Genomic DNA, 22,436 nt, shown 5'->3' with positions numbered 1-22,436 from the left:
TCAAAATCAGGACCTTATTGAATTGTACTTTGACAAACCAGGAGAATACGACATCTCGATGATATCCAAACTGGGAGATTGTCAGGATACATCTACCCAAAAAGTATTGGTACTACAAAAAGAAATAACAGAGGATCAAAATCAGGATAACCAAAATCAACAGTTAGGAAATATCAGAGAGTTTAATGTATACCCAAATCCTTCTGATGGTAAATTCTTTGTGAAAGTAACCCTGAAAGAACAAAAAGATATCAGTGTTAAAATATTCAACCTGGCTAACAATACTATATTAGATCAAAAAAAACAATCTGATAAAAAACAATATGAAATCCCGTTTACTCTGCAAGTACCTTCTGGAGTATATGCTATAGTACTAGAAACACCATATGGAAATGATATTAGAAAAGTGATTGTGAAATAATAAAATAGTCCTAAAAAGTCAAGAGATTTTGTATAGCTATAAAATTCTTAATAAGACAAGCTGTATTAATATTACGTAAAACATTCTTATCTAAAATTATAACATTATACTCTTTCTTCTAAAGAAACCAAAATGAAAGGCTAAATTCCTTAAAAATTTCAGAAAAAAATCTTAGTCCCGAAAAATGAAACTAAACTACTATATTTTTGCATGAAAACGCCATAGACATAATTTATATTATAATCTTTTGTCTACCAAATTTTAAAATATTGATTACTAAAACCTTATATTGTTTAATTGTTAAAATTATCTTAATTTCGCTGTCCCAAATTGCTATTACATCTTGAAACTAAAACTACTAATCTTTTTTCTTGGCTGTACATTAATTGCCACAAGTCAAAATCTTGAACAAATTGGTAAAGCTCCATTAGTGAAAGTTAATGGTGGTGTTTCTGCAAACTCTGTATACTATGATGGATCAGCAAATAGAGATCCATTTACATACTTCATTAATGGTAATCTCAATTTCAATATTAGTGGTATTTACAATATCCCTTTATCATTTTCATATACCAATCAGGACTTTGGATATAGTACTCCTTTTAAAATAAATCGTTTAAGTATTCATCCCTCATATAAGTGGATTGCAACTCATATTGGTGATGTCGCTATGACTTTTTCTCCATATACTGTGAGTGGTCATCACTTTACAGGTTTTGGTACAGATTTAACACCTAACAAACCTTATAAAATTAGTGCTTTCTATGGTCGATTATTAAAAGCCACAGAATATAATGAAGAAGTACCTGACGCTATTCCTACATATAAGCGAATGGGGTATGGATTAAAAACGTCCTATGATTTTAATAAATTTTCTGTTGGGGTTATTTTTTTTAAAGCTAAAGATGAAGCTTCATCTCTAGACATTATAATCCCAGAGGAGTTAAACGTAAATCCTAAAGAAAACTTAGTCATTAGTATAGAATCTTCTGTAGAAATTACAAAAGGATTAAGTTTCAATATAGAAGTCGCCCAAAGTGCGGTAACAGAAAATATAGAAGATGAAGAAATCAACAAAAGTTCTAATGTACTAGGGTTTTTGATCAATGAAAAAGCTTCTACTGATTACTATACTGCTTTGAATACTGATTTTACTTATTCTTTTGGCAAAGGAAGCGTAGGTATGGGTTACGAACGTATTGATCCTCAATACCGAACCTTTGGAGCCTATTTCTTTAATAATGACCTCGAAAATATTACGTTAAATGCTGCTCAAGAATTATTTAATGGTAGGGTTTCTTTGTCCCTCAATGCAGGTTTACAACGTGATGATTTAAAAAATGAAAAAGAAGCGCAATCGAATAGAATCGTTTCTGCAATTAATGCATCCATACAAGCTTCAAATCGATTGAATATTGGTGTTTCGTATTCCAATTTTCAGTCATACACCAATATAAGAACAGCTTTTGATGAGATTAATCAGGTAAATCAATTTGAAAATTTAGATACTTTGGATTTTAAACAGGTTTCTCAAAATGCTGCACTAAATCTTGGATATCTAGTATCTCAAAGCCCGAAAAAGCAACAGAACCTTGGTTTTAATCTTACTTTTCAAGCTACAAAAGATGAACAAGGTACTGCCGATGCTACTAATAATGAAACTAATTTTTATAATGCAGGAGCAAACTATACGATTACATACCCAGAACGTACATTAACTATTAATGCAGCAATTAATGCAGCATACAATGTCGTTGAGTTGGCAGATGCATTAACCTATGGTCCTACTCTATCTGCAAGTAAGCAATTTTTCGATAAAAAATTACGAACCAATATATCAGCATCGTATAATGAAAATCTTGTCGATGGCAATTCACAAGGTAATGTGATGAATTTTGGAGCAAATGCGGGATACATATATAAAGAGAAACATAATATTAATCTTAATGCCTTAACGCTTTTTAGAAATACAACCAACACTAGCGCCCATGATTTTACGGTTACATTAGGGTATAGTTATTCTTTTGATGTTAAGAAACCCGACCTTAGGTTTGCAAAAAGAACTTCTAAAGATATTGATGACAAAAAAAATCAAGAAAAAACTACAGATACTCTACAGAAATTAGAAAATAAACTTCAGGAAGAAAAAGCAAGTAAACAAAATTACTATCGCTTTAGATATCGCATCGAAATTTATGAAGGTAATGCTTCTACTGTCGCCAATAAAATAGAAACTATTTCTCAACAAAAATACTTTAAAGAAAAAGAAGCTTTTTCTAAAGATAAAATTCAGAATCAATTGTCTATACTTAAAGAAAAAGCAAAAACTGATACTGATTTCAAAAATTCGGCTTTAAATTATCTAGATAGTGTTTACCTGCGTAAAGATTTTATCCCCATATATCAAGAAAGGCTTCAGTATGTTTTAGTTCATCTCCAAAAAGAGCTGTTAGAGAAATCCCAAGAAATGAAAGTAAAGTATGCCACAGCAAAAAGTGATATGGAATCGCATCCTTTACATACATTAAATGATGCTGAAAAGGAGCAAGCAGATGAACGAGATCAATTTGATTATATGAAACTTAAAACCATTTATAGAGTAGATGGAAACCGCCTGGAATCTTATCTTAATCTCAGATTCGAAATAGGTAAGATACTAAAAGGTAATGCAGTAGTCAAAAACGATAAAAAACTGAACCAGTTTATGACCATGACAAAAGAAGGAGCGTTCAGTGTGTACTTGAAAGACAAAGATTTAGAAAAAATTAACATATATTTAGAGGAGCAAATTATCAGATATTATGATAAGCTATATCAAAGCTCAGAGTAATCATTTCTGGTAATCCCCAAAGTGACGTATGAAAAAACTACCACTAATATTTCTATTAATACTGCAGTTTGCTTTTGTGTCCGCGCAAAACTTTCCTGTACGTATTACTGCTCAGGCTACACCACCATATCCAACAAACCTATCTGGATATACTAATGCTACACTGGCCAATAGTCCATTAAGAGTTCAAATCATATTTGCAGATATTACCGCCACAAGCAGAGAGGTCCGATTAGGTATTTCTATAGAAGGTGATGACTTTAATGCCACAAGTACATCTGTAGTGGTTGGGGCACCTACTCTAATTCTGGATCCAGGTATTCCATTACAACTATCCATTGCTGAATTAGCCCCATATTTTGAGCAGCAAAATCTACGAGGTATATCTCCGATACAATACAATGGTACATTACCAGACGGGAGGTATCAATTTTGTTTTGAAGTCTTTGATGCCTTTAATGGAAACCGATTATCTGCAAAAAGTTGCGCCAATATATTTTTGGTCAATAATTATCCGCCTTTTCTTAATAAACCTGATAACAAATCTAAAATAACAGAACATAACCCCACCAATATTATTTTTCAATGGACACCAAGGCATATTAATATTCCCAATGTATCTTACGAATTTAGTATTGTAGAAGTGTGGGATCGGTATATTGATCCACAAGCCGTGTTTTTATCTTCTCCACCTTTATACCAGGAAACCACTATAGCGACTTCTTTACTATATGGGCCAATACATCCCTTATTATTGCCTGGTAAACGATACGCATGGAGAATACGAGCAATTGCAACCAATAATGGCGAAGAAGTTGCTGTATTTACCAATAATGGCAATAGCGAGATCTTTTGGTTTGACTATCCAAGTCCCTGTACTGTTCCTACAAATATAGAGGTTCAAGATGTAAGTAGAACCAATGCAACTATAAGCTGGATTGGGCACCCTGATCATTTAGATTATACCGTAATGTATCGGGAATTGGGAAGCAATAAATGGTATAAAAAAACAACCCCTAGGGAGTATATTACTGTAGATGAGTTTAAACCAGATACGGTTTATGAGTATAAAATACTAGGAAATTGTACGACCGATAATTTTGCAGAATCTAATCCCAAAACCTTTAGAACACTAAGTGATGAATTAGCAGAGTATACTTCTTGTGGAATCGAACCAGATCCTGTAGATCTTTCTAATCAGGAGTTGCTCACCGAGCTTTTAGAAAATACCGTGTTTACCGCTGGTGATTTCCCTGTGTATGTAAAAAAAGTTTCAGGTTCTGGTAGTTTTACTGGTGAAGGATATATTAGCACTCCTTGGTTAGCCACAGTACGTATTCCTGTAAAATTTAAAAACATCAAAATCAATACTGATATGAAATTAGTAGATGGTTTTGTGATTACCACATACGATCCAAACTGGGGTAGTATTATTGATGCCGATGAAATTATTGAGGTCGTAACCGGTGATAACGATGATATTGATGTTTTTACTGTTGATTTTGTAATTACAAATGTAGTCGCTAATGAAAATGGAACATACACTATTACAGGAGCAGATGGACAGGAAGTTATTAGAGAAGGGGGAGAAAATGTAGTATTTGTAGATAGCAACGGAACCCGATGGGAAGTTAGTCGCGAAGGTGATATAACCGAAACTCCTGGTGCAGAAGGAGGAGCACCTACTTCTAATAACACTGCAGGAATGAGCAGTAACGGAGTTTCTAATATAACAGCTACAGGAGTCAATATCGTTTTTGAAAAAGGAAGCGGATATTACTCCTTTGATATGCTACCCGATGGAGCCTCTAATAAACTAAAACGAAAATACGAAGAACTACCTGTAGTAAACGGCGGAACATATCCCGTACCCTATAAAGCAATATCTGATTTAAGTTCTCATCAATCTGATGTTATAACAGCAAAAGCCTCATTTTCTGATAGCAAGATCACCAAAGATGATATTGTATTTAAAACGGCACAAGGAGGTAAAGTAGATGTTAGCTGGGATAGTAATGGCACCGTCGCTACACTTACTCTTGAGAAAAAATTTGATTTTACCAAAGAAGAAATTCTGGCTACAGTAAAACCTAAGGATTCTGGAGGGCAATACACCATTGCAGGTACCTTTAGCTTAATGCACTTAGCCAGCCAGGAAGTAAGCAATATTAATGTAAAACTCATCTCGGTAAATGGAGCCAGCTTATCTGGGATTGCAAATCGAATTAATGAAATCTATAACCCAGCAGGAATTCGTTTTAAAGTGACCCAAGCTACTCCTATCTCGATCTCAGATACCACTATAGATGTTGGAGACAGTGAATTATTAACCTACTATACCGAAGCAGAAAAGGCATGGATCAGCACCTTTAAAGCTACAGGTACTTACCAAAAAGACACATATTACCTGTTTGTAACAGATATTCCTCCTTCAGATAGTAGTACCGATGGTTTTATGCCTTTAAAAAGTCAATTCGGGTTTATTTTTGCACAAAATGACAAAGGTAGAGTTGCTGCGCACGAATTAGGACACGGTGTATTTGGACTAGAACACCCATTTACCGAATATGATACTCAATCTGGCAGTACAGGTCTGTTAATGGATTACGGTAACGGTATCGAGTTAAACCATATGGATTGGGAAAAAATGCATGCTCCCGGGATCCAAATCTATTGGTTTCAAGAAGATGAGGATGGACAATTCGGAGCTGATCAATATCTTATAGGAAACGCTGTGATTCCTAAAGTTTTCAATCAATATGATGTAACTATAAACACTACAAGCAATAACAAACAATGCATATCATTTATTTCTCCAGCTAATAAATTAATATCTATCCCTATTAGTGCAGAAGATGTTACGTTTTATCACACAGGTAGTTTATATGCTTTTTCTGTTTTAGAAAATGGAAAACTTGAACGTTACGTTGCTGCCAAGGGGAAAAAAGATGGGCAAGAGCTATTCATGGGATATTTAAAAAGCCTGGGGGAAAGCGATACCTGGAAACAAAGAACTTTTCAAGATGATTTCTCAAGATATCTTGGTAAACAAATCACTGTACATTTAGGAAAGTTAAAAAGAACTAAGGAAAGTTGTGGTATTGATTTATATAAAAAACAAGGGTATACAAATAATGTTGATAAAAAGAGCTGGAATAGTGGTGGAAGAAAAGAAACTCTTATAAAAGAAAGCCTACTTACAGGTATTGAACCCTATAAAACTAACATTCCTAGCCCTGAAGCTTGTGATCTATGCCCAGAAGGGAATAAGTTTTACAACAACTATAGTTACTTAATCAAAAACTATGAGGGTAGTGAAGCATTATTTGGAATAGGAAAAATGATCTGTTCAAAAAATGAGGATAAAATCGATTATAATGTACTTATTGCGCAGATAAATAAAGATTTTTCTGATCAATTAAAGAACATTTTCTGGGGAAGCGACAAAGCTCTTTTTATTAAAGCTCGTGATAAATTCTGGAAAAAAGAAAACGCAATACCTCTATATCTGAAAGCATTACAAAGAGTAAACAAAAATATTAAAACTTATAATAAAAAATTAGGTTCTAATGCTTCTAAAGAAGAATTTTATTCAGCACTCTACTATCTGAATGATGAATTTATAAAAACACTTAGTTTTGAAGAGCGTATTAGTCTACTAGAGTTCATTTTTAAGAATAATGCTTATATAACTGAAGCATTGTTTTATTCAGATGGGAAAGATGATGTTTCTTTAATCAAAAAAACACTAAAGACCTTAAGTTCCGATGAATTAAGTTCATTAATATCTGAAATATTAGGCAACAAGAATATTTTTAATGATAAAAAGGAGGATAAGGAAAAACAAAGATATTTCCTCTTCGAGATTATTAATGCTTTAGGTAAAGAAGCACTTAGCTCCTTATATATAGATCATAAATTATTGATGTTACAAGTCTTACTAGAAGACAAATTAACCAATATGTTTGGTAATAATGAAGATGCTATTGTTACAAAAGTGGTTGCATCTGTTAAAGATACAGAAGCAGTACATTTTTTTGACGAATTAGAATCCTCAAAGAATTATAGTATAGATAATGCACCATTACTCTATAATCTAAAATCAAAATTAGCTAAGCTACTGGATCACGAAGAATCATATTCAAAATTCTTTTTAGAATTAAATAGACTTTCAGATGCTATAAATCTATCCAAAGATGGAAACTTAGATGTAAAAACATCTATACAATGGAATGTAAGACAAAGAGATTTTGCATTAGTAGCTTTTGTAGAAAACAACAATGATTTTAAGTATCAATACGATGAAAACACACATACCGTAAGTATTACTAAATGTGTTAAATATGAATACACATATGATGCTAAGCTAGATAAGTTTGTAAAACAATGTGCTGAAGAAGTATACCTACTCCCAAAAGGAAGTTCTCCTTTTGATTTAGTCGGTGTAAAAATTCTTAATGATGTTTCTCCTTTGGCAAGTGATTGCAGATTTGAAAACACAAAAAATGAGTTATGTGGAAAAATGATTGTTGTTCCTGCTATTTTTCTCGATTATCTGGATACCAATCTTACTATTCAAAAATGGGAAAACTTTGGATGGAATGTTTTTAATGTAGCAATAACAGTATTTACCTTAGGAGATGGCGCTTTAGCAATTAAAGCAGTTCATGGGGCAGCAAAAGGAAGAAAAGTCACCATAGCCTTAGAGAAATCATATCAATTATTAGATTTTGCATATACCGTACCAAATCTTATTGCAGGGGCATCTCAATCAGGTCCTTATGGGTGTCAAAACGAAACCGATATAAACGAATATAATGCATGTAAGAAAAAATGGGTGATTTGGGAAAACGCAGGATTAGCATTTGCTGTAAAAGACGGGATAGATCTTCCTAAAAGTATTATAAAAACAGTCGCTTGGCTTAAAACTATAAAAAAAGCAAAAATAGCTGATTTTATTAAAGGGGTTGGACTTAAAAAATATGGTAAAACTGCTACAGAAAAAGATGTACTGGAAACAGTTAATAAACTGGAAGAACTTATAAATAAAAACCCTGATCTTAAAAGAGAATATGAGCAATTACTTGCTGCTACCAATATAGATATCCCTTCTTTTAAGACTACATTCTTAAAGAAATTAGATGGATATAACGAAGATTTAACAGGGTTTAAAAAATGGATAGCACAATTAGAAGATAGCAATACCTCCTTACTACAAAAACTGGATAATCTTGGAGATGATGTTGTAAAGTTTGGAGAAACTTTTGATTTTTCTACCACTGCTTCAACTTCAAAGTTTATTAAGAATCCTGACCTTATTGATTCTTGGAATGTTCTAAAACGTTTTCCTAAAATAATTACTAAAGAAGGAAACCTTGAGATTCTTTCTAAAGTAAGCAGCAGGTTTGAGTATCGAGGAAAAACATCTTATAACGGATTACACAAATTATTTAATGAAGGTAGTGAAGTAGCAAGTAAACAAAACCTTATTAATGGTTTAGCAGAGGTAGACAAAATTTTTGACAAAACGGCTAATATCCCTGTTAGATTCAGTGCCATCAAAAAAGGACAAGTCACTGTTAAAGAATTCGTTAAAGTGGTGGACAAATCTGGTCGTGGTGACGAAGTAGCCCGATATGTAGATGGAATACTTCAAAAGAAAAAGACCTTGGACGATGGAGAAGTCGTTGGTAACTATGATGGAGATGATATTCTGAAAAATGGGGATGAAGTTGGATTTAGAATCAATAATGCAGGGGATGGAATTACAAAAATATTTTTTAAAAATGTAGATGACTTTGCAAGAACCTTTGACAAGGCAGGAGAAGTAAGTGCTACAATACGAAATCAAGCTTTTGATTTATATAAACAAGGTAAATGGGGAGAATTAGAAACCTTGTTTAAGAATAATAATTTAAATGGTGGCTGGCCACCTGCAAATGGAGGATTTAATATCATAGATGACGTTCCAATAAAAGCAGGACAAAAGTTTGATAGGTATAGTGGTTCTTTTGGTCTGGATGATAAGGGAAATCCAATACTGGGCGGTGCTTTTACAAGTCCATTAGAGAATGGCAAACCTTTCAAATTTGGAGAAAGAGCATTAAATAAATCAAAAGGAGAATATGATTTCTACTATGAGATAGAAGTTTTACAAGATTTACCTTTTAAGGCTCAAAATGCAGATGTAATCCCTTGGTTTGGTCAACAAGGTATTGGTAAGCAATCTCTTTGGGATATTCCTAAAGACAAAATCACTGGTTTTCCTGAAACATGGAATAAGTTAGCTGAAAAAGGATATATTAAAATAATAATTAAGGATTCTCCTAGTGGGAATTACAATAATTTAGTTGGTAAAACAATACAGAAGTGATATGTATAAAATAAATCATGAAATAATATTGAAAGGTAATGCTGAATTATCAAATAAAATATTTGAAGATAAGGAGTTATCCAATGGTATTAATCCTATTTTTAAATGTAACAAATGTGAAATAGAAAATAGTTTTACTATTATTCCTTTTAATACGGGTTTTTCTTTTTCCGATCTAATAGAAAAAGAATTTTTAAGAGAACCTTTTCTTTTAAAAGAAAAGATTGTTTCTGAAGCATTTGGAATTTATGCATATTCTAATAAATATCTAGTAGATGGTTTACCTCCCATTTATTTTGCACTGAATTGCAAAAACTGTAATCAACCCCATATTTGCATTTTTGGGTTTGGAGAAAGGCAACAGGGATATTTCGTATGTAGTATTGCTGGAATTTGGGAAATAGAAGAAAAAGATTTAAATACCCCTACTTAACATAACCCCGCTCCGCAAAGTCTCGCGACTTAGCGGAACAAACAAAAACGAAAAGTCAAAATAGAAATAAAAAAGTGACTAATAAAAAGAAAAATACATAATAGTATATCTCGCTCAAAGTCAGGAGACTTTGCTAAGCAGGAACAACAATCAAAAAACATGAAAGAGATAGAGTATATCATAAAATTTGGATTACTTTTTTTAGTTCCCTTATTATTGATTTTTCAAGTAGGCCCTCATTTTATTAACATACAAGCAGAAGAAGAAACAAGGCTTGTCGAGTATGAAAATATTGAAGAGATAGCAATAAATACATTAATACCAATAGAATATAAAAATTATGATGACATAAAGATCAACCTGCATTTATCAAATAATAAGAAAACATATTGGATATTTACAATAATAGATAAAGAGCATTTAAAACTTATTAATTTTTTACGTCACGAAAAATTGATTACAGAACAACCCATAATTAAGCAAATTCCTTTATGTATCCCAGCAGAAAAACTATCTCATATAAAAGTACGAATGGGTAAGAGTAAACTTATATTAAATGATCAATATGTAATAGGTAAACCCATCTCTATTTTTTTGATTATACTAAGTGTACTATTTGGCATCGCTACTATTTTATCAGGAGGATTAATCTTTCTTTCTGGTATTAAACTTTTAGTTACCAATATCAAAATATATAAGAACACAGGAGAAGCCCCTGCATTATGGAACCGTTTTGATAATAGCTATGAGGCTTGGAAATATATTTTAGGTGGTTTTAAAACAAAAAATAATAAAAAACCGTAACAAACAATATAAATACAACATAAATATAAAAAAATGTCAGGCTGCGCTTGCCAAAGTCCTTTTAAAAACTGGGATTATAATTTACTCTTCGACAAGCTCAGAGTGACACAGTAATTTTAACAAATATGAAACCATACTACCTACTTATACTCACCCCCGCTCCGCAAAGTCTCCTGACTTCGCGGAACAACCAAAAACAAAAAGTCAAAATAATAGCAAAAATGAAACATAGAAAAACGAAATAAAAAAGAATAAAACACAACACTCAAAGTCAGGAGACTTTACTAAGCAGTAGCAAGAATTAAAAAACATGAAAGAGATAGAGTATATCATAAAATTTGGATTACTTTTTTTAGTCCCCTTACTATTGGTTTTTCAAGTAGGCCCTCATTTTATTAACATACAAGCAGAAGAAGAAACAAGGCTTGTCGAGTATGAAAATATTGAAGAGATTAAAGTGGATTCTACAATACCTAAAGAGTATAGAAATTATGACTATATAGATTATATAGAAGTAAATGTGCTATTCGAAAATGATAAAACAAAACGTTGGATATTTAGAATAGTAGATAAAGAACATTTAAAATTCGTTGATTTTTTACGTCACGAAAAATTGATTACAGAACAACCCATAATTAAGCAAATTCCTTTATGTATCCCAGCAGAAAAACTATCTCATATAAAAGTACGAATGGGTAAGAGTAAACTTATATTAAATGATCAATATGTAATAGGTAAACCCATCTCTATTTTTTTGATTATACTAAGTGTACTATTTGGCATCGCTACTATTTTATCAGGAGGATTAATCTTTCTTTCTGGTATTAAACTTTTAGTTACCAATATCAAAATATATAAGAACACAGGAGAAGCCCCTGCATTATGGAACCGTTTTGATAATAGCTATGAGGCTTGGAAATACATTTTAGGAGGCTTCAAAACAAAAAAGAAAAATAATAAAAAACCGTAACAAACCATATAAAAACCCCGCTCCGCAAAGTCTCCTGACTTCGCGGAACAAACAAAAACAAAAAGTCTAAATAGAAATAAAAAAGACGAGTAAGGGACTAAAAAAACATAAAGTAAAATACCGCGCTCAAAGTCGGGAGACTTGGCGCAACAACAGTGACACAGTAATTTTAACAAATATGAAACCATACTACCTACTTATACTCACTCTACTCCTATCCTTGCACATGGTTGCTAACATAGGAGATGAAGATACCAAAAAACCGGTTTCAGAAGAAACAACTACCGCACCATTACCTCCGGTAATGATGCGCCGTTCGTTTGCAAATCTGGATGCCAAAATCGAGAAAGATATAAAACAGTTAGTCAAAAAAACTACTATTAAAGAATTTGCTCCAGATGAGTTATATACCCGTTTTGAAAGTGATACGGCAGCAAATAACCTTAGAACAAAAGCCAAAAGTGTAATCGACACGCTGGTTGCAGGAAATAAATTTTTAGAAAGCCTTACCGATTATATCACTGGCGAAACTCCTGTAACCTTACCCATAGGAATAAAGAAAGAGATAGGTAGCTCAGAATTTATTATGGGAGTTAGCCAGATCAAGATTGGTAAAGAGTATTCTGAGTTAGAAATTTTCGTCCGTATTAAATTACCACAAATCGATAAGACCGGTAAACAACGAGAATTATTTTTTGGTGCCAGTAATGTAAAACTATCTCATAAAGGCGGTTTATTTGGTGATGCTAATTTGGTACTTCTCGGTGATGTAGGCGTTCCGTTTCAAGGAAAGAATATATTAATGGTTCTTAAAGGAGGTTTTGATCTCAAAACAGGTGATCTTGATAAAAAAACCTATGTCACTATCGATTGTGATGGATTTAAGGAATTAGGACTGGCAGTAGATGTAGAGTTTTCCAGAAAAAAAATATTGCCTGTAAAAGCTGATAATACTATTGACAATTCTACCATTGGAAAAACAAATATTAAGAAAAAGGTAACGACCAGTTTTGAAGTTGTCGCTACAGATTGGAATGATATTCTGGTAGAAGTCACGCTCCCCAGATTCCAGGTGCCCAAACTAAAAAACACCATTTTTGAGTTAAATACTGCCATCTTTGATTTTAGTGATACGCGAAATTCACCAAATATGCAATGGCCTACTGATGATTATCAACAAACCTATTTGATTTCTGGTGAAGAAGATTTATGGCGAGGTGTATATGTAGAATCTGTTACAATAGTCCTTCCTCCACAATTTCAAAGAAAAGGAAGTGATAAACGTATCTCTTTTGGAGCAGAAAAAATGCTGATTGATAACAATGGAGTTTCAGGAACTTTTAAGGGTGAAAATATACTTCCTCTTAATACAGGAAACGCAGATGGATGGCAATTCTCGGTAGATAGGATTCAGTTAAGTTTCGTGGCAGGAGATTTATCAGGAGCTGGTTTTGGTGGTGCAATGGTATTGCCCGTTACTACAGAAACCGTTTCTGGTACCCATACAAAAATAACTAAAGACGAAAACGGAAAAGAAAAAAGTGAACTAATAGCTCTCGACTACGAATCTAACAGTACTACCGTATTAGTATATAATGCATTAATTGATCCTGTTAACGAAGAGTATGTGCTTAATGCCAGTCCGGCAAACAATATTGCATTTGATATTTTTAAAGCCAAAGCCACCCTCACCGAAAACAGTTATATAGAACTCCGGCTTAGTGAAGGTAAATTTAGACCCAAAGCTCTTTTACATGGTAATATGGCGATTAAAGGATCTAATGATGGCTCTACTTCTGCTACAGCAACTGCAGATTTTGAAGGGATTACTTTTCAAGATTTCCAATTACAAACGATAAGCCCAATTATCAAAATTGGTCATGCAGGTTATACAGGTGAAGTTAAGGTCGCTAATTTTCCTGTAACCATATCAGAAATTGGGATTAGAGCAAAAGATAATATTGCAGCCTTAGATTTTACCATCGCAATTAACCTGATGGATAATGCCGGCTTTAGTGGTAATGCTAGCTTATCGATTGAAGGTGATCTAAAACAAGGTGATGGATTTGAGAAGTGGAAATTTAAACGTGTAAAACTTCGGCGCGTAGAGATTGCAGCCGATATGGGCTTCAAAATAGAAGGTTTTGTAGAATTTAGAGACGATGACCCGGTATATGGTGATGGGTTTGCGGGAATGGTCAAAGCCACTTTTACAGGAGGAATTGCTGTAACCATTAGTGCTACCTTTGGTAAAAAAGAGTTTAGATATTGGTATATCGATGGACTGGTCGAAGGGCTAACCATTCCTATCCCCCCTGTATTTGCAATTACCGGATTTGGTGGTGGTGCCTCCTATCGAATGCGAAAAGATGGATTTAGTTCTAATATAGGAATAGGATCATCTGGGCTCAATTACGTCCCCGATAGAGATTCTGGATTAACGGTAAAAGCCATGATGCTCTTCTCGATAACCAAAGGAGAAAGTTTGGTCAACGGTGGGTTTGGTTTCGAAATGGCATTCAATAGACATGGAGGAATTAATCGGGTTAGCCTTTATGGAGAAGCACATATGTTACAAATTCCCGGTTTTGATGATGCAGGAGACGAAATATCAGAAAATTTTGGCGGGATTGTAGAAAATGAATCTGCAATGCCAGATGCCGTAGAGAATCAACTCAAAGAAACCGATCTTATCGGAGCTTCAAAAGCCATTTATCCAGCAGTAATGACCGGTCAAAAAGGCCTTAATGCTTATATGGCAATAGAATTTGATTTTACAGCAAAAACATTTCACGGCACTTTTGAACTATATATCGATGTTCTGGGAGGTGTATTTAAGGGAGTTGGTCCAGGAGGGCGCGCTGCCTGGGCAGTGATACATTTTGGGCCTGGAGAATGGTACATTCATATTGGTACTCCGGCAGATCCTATTGGTGTTAAAATCGGAATCGGAAGTGTAGCACTAACCTCCAAGAGTTATTTTATGATGGGAGATTATATGCCTCCATCCCCTCCTCCTCCCGCTCAGGTGGCAAAAATACTTGGACTAGATGCCGAAATACTAGATTATATGCGTGATGAAAATGCACTAGCTGCTGGTCGTGGCGTAGCCTTTGGTGCAAGCCTCGAATTTGATACTGGGGATATGAATTTCTTAATGTTTTATGCTCGATTTAATGCAGGTTTCGGTTTCGATATTATGGTAAAAGATTATGGAGATGCTATGTGTAAAGGTAGTGGTCAAATTGGTGTGAATGGATGGTATGCCAACGGACAAAGCTATGTCTACCTACAAGGTTCTATGGGAATTAGTTTTAAACTCTTTGGTAAACGCAAAAGAATTCCGATTATAGAAGCAGGAGCAGCTACATTAATGCAAGCCAAACTCCCAAATCCAGTTTGGTTTAGAGGATACCTCGGAGGGTATTATAATTTATTGGGAGGACTGGTAAAAGGGAGTTTCAGATTTGAGATGCAATTTGGTAAAGAATGTGAACTGATTAGTGGAGGCTCACCTCTGGCCGATATCAAAATCATTGCCGATATATCCCCTCGTGACAAGACCAATGAAGTAGATGTATTTGCAGTACCTCAGGTCGCATTTAATATGCAAATAGGTAATGAAATTAGAGTTGAAGATGAAGAATATAAGATACACTATTATCGTTTTAAGCTAGATGATTTTTGGATAAAAGACGATAAAGGTTCAATACTTGTAGGTGAACAGGCATTGAATGATAGTAATGATCTTTTAAGTTTTACTTCTAATGAAATACTACCGCCAAAAACCCCTATGAGTTTATATGTATCAGTAACATTTGAAGAGAAAGTAAATGGAAAATGGATTCCTGCTACTTATAATGGAGAAGTCCTAAAAGAAGAAGAAAATATTACATTTACCACAGGAACTGCACCAGATTATATTCCAAAAACGAATATCGCATATTCTTATCCTGTAATTGGGCAAAAATATTTCTTTCCCAAAGAATACAACAAAGGCTATATAAAATTAAAAAGAGGGCAAGCCTATTTATTTAACTTAGATGCTGGATGGTCTCAGCGTTCTTATTTTACAGATGAATATGATATGGCTATCGAGAGTTCTGTGTCTTATAATCCAGGAGATAAAAAAGTGATGATTCCTTTACCAGACATCAAAAATGCTAAAGCATATACCTTAAAACTACTTACATTACCCCCAAGTGCAACTTCGAGTACGGTAAAAGAAAAGTATACAACTGCTGGGGATGGTGAAAATACAATCGAAATAAAAAATGTAAGTATCGATGGACTCACCACAAATCCTGAAACTATAGAGATGCTTTCTTATGAGTTTAATACTAGTATTCATAATACGTTTAAAGAGAAGATAAAAAGAAAAACTTTGGTCAAAGGGATTAGAGAAATCATATATGCCGATATTCATGCGCTTCAAGCAGAAATTAAAAACACTGAAGCTTTTGAAGTAACTGATTTATCTGGTAGTATATATACCGATGGTATCCCCCTTATAAAAGTGGAAGCTATTTTAAATGACACATATTATCGAAATGAAATTTACCCATTGATATATAAAAACTATCCTTTACATCAAAAATTTGCAGTTGATAGAGATATATCAATATTAGGTTTCCCTCCAACAAAAGCAATTGATCCCTTATCTTGGTATCAGTCCTATTTAGAGAATGATCCAAAAAATTCACTTTTAAATACAAGGTTGGCGTATAGGTATAATTTACCAGCCCAGTATAAAGCAGATTTTATTGATTTACAATATAAAATCACAGACGATTTTAATACCAATCCTCAAAGTTATCAGGGGGTAATACAACAATTCGATTATATTATTAACGGAATTTTTCCTTATATAAAACCAGGTAATTATGTAACCCAAATGACTTATGTTTTACCCGGAAACCGTGTCGGAACCAGTGAAACATTTATATTTAAAAACCCAAATTAACCCCGCTCCGCAAAGTCTCCCGACCCGACTTCGCGGAACAAACAAAAACAAAAAGACAAAATGGTAGTAAAAAAGATATAAACGATTGACTAACAAAAGAAGGGCACAAAGTAAAATACATAGCTCAAAGTCGGGAGGCTTTGCGGAGCAACCTCAAAATCAGGGTGACACACAAACTAAAATAAAAAACGCAATGTCAGGCTGAGTCCTTCGATAAACTCAGGACAGGCCTGTCGAAGTCCTTATAAAAACAAAAGGTTGAAAAACATAAAAATGAATAAAAAAATAGGAATAGTAATACTCATTCTTCTCTTTGGCCAAAAGTTCTCTTTTGCTCAATCCAAAGAACAATTACCAGAAGTAAAAGTTATAGCGAGAGCACAAGAGGATAGAATTTTATTGCGCTGGACTCTAAACACACCTCTTGCCTGGCGTAAAGGGAATCGCTACGGGTACACACTAGAGCGGTATACTATCTCCCGAGATCGAAAAACATTACCCACTCCCGAAAAATTGATTATAGGTCAAAAGTTTATGCCCGTCTCTATGATGGAGTGGGAAGGTATTGCAGAAACTAGTGATAATGGTGCAATAATGGCGCAAGCACTCTGGGGAGAGAGTTTTGTAGTAGAAGGTGGTGGTGGTCTTGCTTCTATTATAAACAAAGCAGAGGAACAACAACAACGGTTTGCTTTTGGATTATATGCCGCAGATCAAGACTTTGAAATCGCTAAAAAAGCTGGATTGGGATATATTGATACCAATGTAAAACCTAATGAAAAATACCTCTACAAAGTAATTTCTAATATCCCTCAATTTGAATTAGAAACCAAAGAAAGAGGAGTATATATTGGAATTATTGATTACGAGCCCTTACCAGAACCTGTAGACTTTGTTGGAGTTTTTCAGGATGGAAACACCTTACTTAGCTGGGATTCTAAATTGTTGAAAAACACCTACAACAGTTATATTATCGAACGCTCTGAAAACGGAAGTACATTTACCAGATTAGGAGATATTCCTTATGCTGCAATCAACAAAGAAAAATCAGAAAACGACCGTACTATATATATTGATTCTATTACAAATGATAAGAATTACATATATAGAATTAAAGGAATTTCTTCTTTTGGTGAAATAGGCCCTGCTTCTAATGTAGTATCCGGAGAAGGGAAAAAAGTATTGAAATATGTTCCGCACCTAAAAACAAAACACATCACATCAGAAAGTGACGTAGAACTCACCTGGACCTTCCCGGAAGAAGGAAATAAAGATATTACAGGATTTACATTAAAACGGTCTGATACAGATCGTGGAGGGTATAAACCTGTAGTAACCCATATTTCTCCAACTTCGAGAAAAGTAAGGTACACCAAATTAAGAGCTACCAATTATTTTAAAATAACCGCAAATGGTAAAAATAATAATCAACGAGACTCTTTTGCTATGTTGGTACAACCTGTAGATTCTATCCCTCCTGAAAAACCTGTAGGTCTAGAAGGAAAAGTGGATAGCACAGGTGTTGTACAACTACAATGGAAACCTAACACCGAAGAGGATCTTATGGGATATAGGATATACCGGGGAAATCTACAACACGAAGAATATTCTCAATTAACAGAATCTCCTCATAAAAATTACACATTTACAGACACTGTAAAAGTAAAAAGTTTAAACACTAAAGTATATTATAGAATTATTGCAGTAGATCAACGATATAACAAGTCTGAACCTTCAGAAATATTAGAGTTGATAAAACCAGATGTAATTCCGCCAACTGCTCCCGTTTTTACATCCTATACCATTAAAGATGGCGTTGTACTATTAGAATGGGCCAATAGTTCTAGTGAAGATGTAGAGGCTCATTATATCTATAGAAAAGGAAAAGATGATCTGGATTGGAGTCTGATATTTCAAAGTGAAAAATTTAAAAATACCACCTATAATGACACCAAAGTAGAAGAAGGAAAATATTATAGCTATACCATACTTGCCAGAGATCAAAGCGGCCTGGAGTCTACTCCTGCACCACCGGTATCTGTTGTGATCCCAAAAACAACATTAAAATCTGTTATAAAAGGTTTCTATGGATCGGTAAATGAAAATGAAAAAACCATTGAGTTAAGTTGGCGTTATAAAAACCCTAATGTATCAGAATTAGAACTATACCGTGCTGTAAACGAAAAACCTTCTTCTTTATATAGGATATTACCCCCAGGAACAAAACGATTTATCGATACAGGGCTTACCATTAATTCTAACTATACCTATATTATCAGGGCTGTGTTTAATGACGGCACCTATTCTAGGTATACTACCATTAAAATAAAATATTAAGATGATGAAAAAGATAGTATGTTTTTTGATTATGATACTATGCTCCTTTTATAGTATAGCACAGGATTATACTTTAAAATTGACAGGAAACATTCAGGGACAGACCTCTCCTCGTTTTCATTTAGGAGAGGCTAAAATTATTATTGATGGTGTTGACTATAGAACTTATGGCCCAGCTACTATACCTATTACAATAAATACAACAAACACTATTGGAGATTTTAATTCCTTTCAATTAAACGCAACAGGTATTATTGGGAATTTTCCTTTAATTTGTGAGCAGAGAGATATAATTTCAAATAGTTCCCGAGATGGCATGATCACAAGTCATTCTATAAGCACCCAAGCATGTGGAGTGACCAATATATCTGCAAGTCTAATCCCAAATATAAATTCTATTTTTAGATTAAATGGAAGTGGTAACTTATGTATAGGTAGTCAATTAAGCTTAGGAGCAACCAGTGGGTTCCCAAATGTTGCCTATAACTGGCAGTACTCTACTAACGGCACCGATTGGATCGATTTTCCTTCTGGGTTTAATCACGGTAGACAGGTGAATGCTACAATAGAGCAAATCATCGGCCCAACGCATGAAAACTTTCTGGAAACCGATATTTTATTCCGAGTTGGTGGGTATAACAAAGGTCAGTTTTCGGGCAATACCTTAACTGTTCGGTATTCTTCTTGTGCTCCATTAATTACAAGTCTTAATTACAATCCACCAAAATGTACTGGCGACCCTGTAAGTGTTGAGGTTAATTTTAATCGCCCCCTTAATACCGGAGAAACCTTCTCTACCATCAGTATTATTGATGTCTCTAATAGCAGTTTGATTTTAGTACAAAACACCAATCAATCTACAGATGTAAGTGGGGGAACAAAATATACCTTCAACAATGTAAATGTTTTGCAGGAAGGGGATACCTATAGAGTGCAATATCAAATGCAAGTTAATGGGGTATTGGTTGCCGGGTTTATATCCTCTACCGAAACATTTACCTATAATGATAAGATTCCTGTTACCTTCAATACCGATCACACCAATCCCTCCTGTACCGTAGGCCAAGGCCCTACTAATGATGGGAGTATTATTATAAACAATGTATCTAATGGAACACCTCCTTACTTTTATGAAATTAATGGTGATAATAATTGGATTTCCTTTACAGGAACCAGTGTGAGTATTCCCAAAAGTGCAGGGAGTTATGATATTAAAGTACGAGATACCAATCAATGCCTCGGTACATCGGGAGGTAATAGTGTTGTAACCGAAATCATTGACCCGGCCGCTTCTGCTATTGTTATTACCAAAATAGATGAGGCACCCACTACTTATAACGGAGCTAGTAATGGGTATGCCAATGCAACCATAACGGGAGGAACTCCTCTTAGTAATGGGTCTTATACTTTTAGCTGGGAAAATTCATCAGGGGCAAATGTGGCAGGTGGATCAGGGGTAGCACAATCAGGGCCTGATCGATATGAAATCAATCTGCCCAATTTATCAGCAGATACCTATACCTTAACTGTTACCGATGATAAAGGATGCTCGACAATCAGTGATTTTGTTATTAATGAACCTCCTATATTAGAATTTATAACCACCGAAAAAAATGATGTTAGCTGTGGGGATAATGATCAAACTAATAATGATGGTATAATCAAAGCTAATGTACAGGGCGGGCTACCCGATTATCAATATCAGGTATTATTTAGAAATAATACTGGTACTTTTGAACCTTTTGGGAGTTCTGTAATATTAGGGACTGCTCAGGAATTCGTAGCTTCTGGATTATCTGGCGGTATATATCGTGTGCAAGTCAAAGATAATCTGCAAGATCCCGGTAACACTAATCCATTATTAATCTCAGGTGATATCGAGATTATACAACCCACTCCTTTTTTAATCCAAAATATTGTGACTACTGAAGCATTATGTATAGGACAAGCTTCCGGAAGCATTACACTCGATATCATAGGTGGGACAGGAACTTACATGATTAGCATGGCAAAAGATGGAGACCCAGGATTCAACAAAGTAATTAATAATATCCCAAATAACAGTACTGCTTTTGTGATCAATGATCTAAGCCAGGGAGTATATACCCTAACTGTACAAGATCAAAACGGATGTGATATTATAAATCCGATATTAGAAAAAATTATAAGCATTACAGATCCTTCGTTACAATGGAATATCGATCTTGGAGAAAATACAATGTTATGCAAAGGACAATCGCATACAGTAGATGCCACTATAGGGGATCCTTTGGCAACCTACCGATGGGAATCTGATAATGGGTTTAGTGCCAATACTCCTAATGTATCATTATCAGAATCTGGAGTATATACCGTAGTTGTAACTACCGGATTAGGGTGCCTAATCAGTAGTAGTATACAGATTACAGCTACACAAACCTCTATTGCACCAGAATTTGTTGTACCCTCGGATATTTTTGTAGATGAATCCTTTGTAATTGTCGATGTAAGTAATCCTTCTCCTATTACAGTAGAGTGGATTATTCCTGATAATGCAGAAATAATAGAGTCTACCAGAGAATATGCAGAAATCAAATTTACTGAAACAGGAAGTTTTGATATCACACTACAAACTACTAATGCTATCGGGTGTCAAGAATCATATACCAAAAACATAACGATAAGAGAACGTGTTTTTAAAGAAGAAACCGAAGGGAAAGAAAAACTAAAAACGTATAAAATCTTTCCTAACCCTACTCGCGGAAACTTTGCTGCCGAACTAACCTTTAAAGAACCAATATCTATCGACATCAAACTCTTTAATGTTGCTAATAATAGTGTATTATATAGGCATCAGGATGATGGTGCGTCTGAATACAATATCCCTTTCAATCTAGAAGGTAGTTTATCATCAGGTATTTATTTCCTGCTGTTAGAAATTCCCGGTAAAACGTATGTTAGAAAAATAGTAGTAGAATAATATTGTCACACTGAGCCTGTCGAAGTGTAATCAAAACTCAAAGATCGAAAGCCTTTCGACAGGCGTGTCCCGAGTTTATCTAAGGGTTCAAGGTAACATATGAACTAAAAAATAACGCAATGTCAGGCTGAGCTTGTCGAAGCCCTATCAAAACTAAAAGACATAAAACACTTCGACCTCAAATCACCGCTCCGCAAAGTCTCCCGACTTCGCGGAATAAACAAAAACAAAAAGACAAAATGGTAGTAAAAAAGATATAATACCATTTGCACTTTAAACCTACTGGCAAAGAAAATTCAAAATACAAATGGTATAAACGATTGACTAACAAAAGAAGGGGCACAAA

The 22,436-nt window shown here is 34.3% G+C and carries 9 protein-coding genes; all 9 read left to right on the top strand.

Going from position 1 to position 22,436, the window contains the following annotated elements:
- Positions 1-421 (top strand): T9SS type A sorting domain-containing protein (locus tag ATO12_RS24180; protein ID WP_131248897.1); only part of this gene is annotated, 421 nt, incomplete at its 5' end.
- Between the two features lie 343 nt (positions 422-764).
- Entirely contained in the window at positions 765-3,251 is a 2,487-nt protein-coding gene (locus ATO12_RS24175; RefSeq protein ID WP_051576068.1) for a TonB-dependent receptor, read from the top strand.
- 28 nt (positions 3,252-3,279) lie between these two features.
- Positions 3,280-9,624, top strand: coding sequence for a glycohydrolase toxin TNT-related protein (locus ATO12_RS26550; protein WP_034247587.1), 6,345 nt, complete (start codon positions 3,280-3,282; stop codon positions 9,622-9,624).
- Between the two features lies 1 nt (position 9,625).
- Positions 9,626-10,057 (top strand): hypothetical protein, encoded by a 432-nt coding sequence (locus tag ATO12_RS24165; protein WP_034247585.1) that lies wholly within the window; start codon positions 9,626-9,628, stop codon positions 10,055-10,057.
- 159 nt (positions 10,058-10,216) lie between these two features.
- Positions 10,217-10,861, top strand: coding sequence for a hypothetical protein (locus tag ATO12_RS24160; protein ID WP_034247583.1), 645 nt, complete (start codon positions 10,217-10,219; stop codon positions 10,859-10,861).
- A 310-nt stretch (positions 10,862-11,171) separates the two neighbouring features.
- The gene (locus tag ATO12_RS24155; protein ID WP_034247581.1) at positions 11,172-11,831 is read left to right on the top strand and encodes a hypothetical protein; all 660 of its coding nucleotides are present in this window, start codon (positions 11,172-11,174) and stop codon (positions 11,829-11,831) included.
- A 226-nt stretch (positions 11,832-12,057) separates the two neighbouring features.
- Complete coding sequence (locus ATO12_RS24150) at positions 12,058-16,794, top strand: hypothetical protein (RefSeq protein ID WP_051576067.1); 4,737 nt, start codon at positions 12,058-12,060, stop codon at positions 16,792-16,794.
- Positions 16,795-17,067: 273 nt separating this feature from the next.
- Positions 17,068-19,131 (top strand): fibronectin type III domain-containing protein, encoded by a 2,064-nt coding sequence (locus ATO12_RS24145; protein WP_051576066.1) that lies wholly within the window; start codon positions 17,068-17,070, stop codon positions 19,129-19,131.
- Positions 19,132-19,135: 4 nt separating this feature from the next.
- The gene (locus ATO12_RS24140; RefSeq protein ID WP_165583456.1) at positions 19,136-22,090 is read left to right on the top strand and encodes a T9SS type A sorting domain-containing protein; all 2,955 of its coding nucleotides are present in this window, start codon (positions 19,136-19,138) and stop codon (positions 22,088-22,090) included.
- The last annotated feature ends 346 nt before the right edge of the window (positions 22,091-22,436 follow it).

This window comes from Aquimarina atlantica, assembly GCF_000626715.1.
GTDB lineage: Bacteria > Bacteroidota > Bacteroidia > Flavobacteriales > Flavobacteriaceae > Aquimarina > Aquimarina atlantica.
The sequence above is the reverse complement of the archived record's forward strand: the minus strand, read 5'-3'. Positions and strand labels throughout refer to the sequence as shown.